Origin of the sequence: Arsenophonus sp. ENCA (assembly GCF_002287155.1) — a bacterium.
GTDB lineage: Bacteria > Pseudomonadota > Gammaproteobacteria > Enterobacterales > Enterobacteriaceae > Arsenophonus > Arsenophonus nilaparvatae.
In genome coordinates this window covers 1-1,623 of record NZ_NHNG01000385.1, presented here as the reverse complement: position 1 = coordinate 1,623, position 1,623 = coordinate 1, and the positions used below count along the sequence as shown (strand labels likewise).

The window sequence follows — 1,623 nt, the reverse complement described above, 5'->3', positions numbered from 1 at the left end:
CCCTCACATGCAGCGATGAATAATCGCATCTGCCGATTTGATGACCCAAGCGTTTATTTCAACGAGAAAACCAAGCAGTGGGAAAAACGAAAACGTATCGGGGGCGTGGCGCTTCACCCTTCGCAAGTAGGAAATCCCGCCCGAAAACTCGTTTTGCTTAAACTTGCTGACCATGCCAATGATGAAGGTATTTGTTGGCCTTCCTATGAATCTATTGCCAAGCAGTGTGAAATTTCAAAAAGAACCGTCATTCGTCATATTGCCGAACTGGAAAAACAAGGACTCGTTCAAGTTTTTCAAAGAGAGCGAAACGGGCATCACCATAATCAATCAAACAAGTATGTTTTGCGGTTAAGTAATAGCCAATCTTTATCACCAAATCCAAATACGAAACAACCAAAAAATGACGGTGACAATTTGGTAAGTGATGGTGACACGAGTTTCGCACACAACTAATTTGGGTACGCTAATAAAACACGGATGTGCTCAGCAATAGCATTTTTGATTACGTCCCAATTTTGTTGATAAAGGGTTATTTTTTCAGATATCCGACGTTTATGTTGTTCAAACCACGCAGAAATAGCGAGAAAAATATGATTTCTTTGCGCTCGGCTCGTGCGAGCCTGACAGCGTTCAATACCACAATTTTGTTTAACTTCTCGATGATAAACTTCAACAGACCAACGTGCATCCATGATAGATTTGACGTATTGACGGTTAGGATTCTCTTTGTTTGTTACTATGTAATCAATACGGCCGTTTTTGGCTGTAAATTTGAAAACAGTCACCCAACCGTAGCCTCTTAAGTGTATTGAAGTCCCTTCTTCTGAGATGTCTAACGTGTTCAGTGGTTTGTTATGGTTAACAATCCTGTTTTTCCTCAGCGTGGTTACCCAGACCCAGCCATGAGAGCGAATGGATTTCAGATTATCTAGGCTAGAATACCAAGCATCCATCACTACCGCTTCTGGCATGATCCCTCTTTTTTTAGCAAGAGCGAGCATTTCGGAAAAGTGCGTGTTTTTTGTTTTTCCATCAGAATCTTTATCATAAATACGATAATCAATAGGAATTGATTCAGCACTTGTCAGATCATGCCAAAGCAAATTAACCAAACCTATACCAGCAATGACATCATGTTTATTACCTGAATATTGATAATGAACCATCTCTATTTTTCTACTACGTGTTTTGGCAATCAATGTATCATCGGCAATTAGTACACAAGGGCTTTTTTTGTCTATAGCAGGTTCGACTAATCGCCATAGGTCTTTAGGTCGGAAACATCTACTTTTTAGCCATCGGCTAACCGTGTCATGAGATAAAGGCGATGGGCTGACTTCTGATAACGCCAAACCAGAGTATCTTACACTGCTTACTTGTAAGAATGTTTTATAGATATCTTTAATGCATGGATAACCGGACAAAATATGAACATCCTAATTTTTTCTTGTTTTTAAATTTATACTTCTTTTTTGGAGATTGCGAAACTCGTGGGTGACAAAAATGACAACCTCATAGTGACAAAAACAGCAGCTCATGGTGACACAGTGTCACCCGAATCAGTCATATAGAACCAGTCATAAAATAGAACCTAATAATATTAGTTTCCATCGCGCAAAA

At 39.4% G+C, this 1,623-nt stretch carries 2 protein-coding genes; one reads left to right on the top strand and one right to left on the bottom strand.

Annotated features, from left to right (window positions below):
- Positions 1–456, top strand: a 456-nt coding sequence (locus CBG25_RS10070) for a helix-turn-helix domain-containing protein (protein WP_290606424.1), incomplete at its 5' end; no start/stop codon positions are given.
- Here CBG25_RS10070 and CBG25_RS10065 read toward each other — a convergent pair.
- Positions 453–1,427: a transposase gene (locus tag CBG25_RS10065; RefSeq protein ID WP_290606423.1), complete on the bottom strand. Its 975-nt coding sequence runs from the start codon at positions 1,425–1,427 to the stop codon at positions 453–455. The two genes, CBG25_RS10070 and CBG25_RS10065, sit on opposite strands and share 4 nt — an antisense overlap.
- Positions 1,428–1,623: the final 196 nt, after the last annotated feature.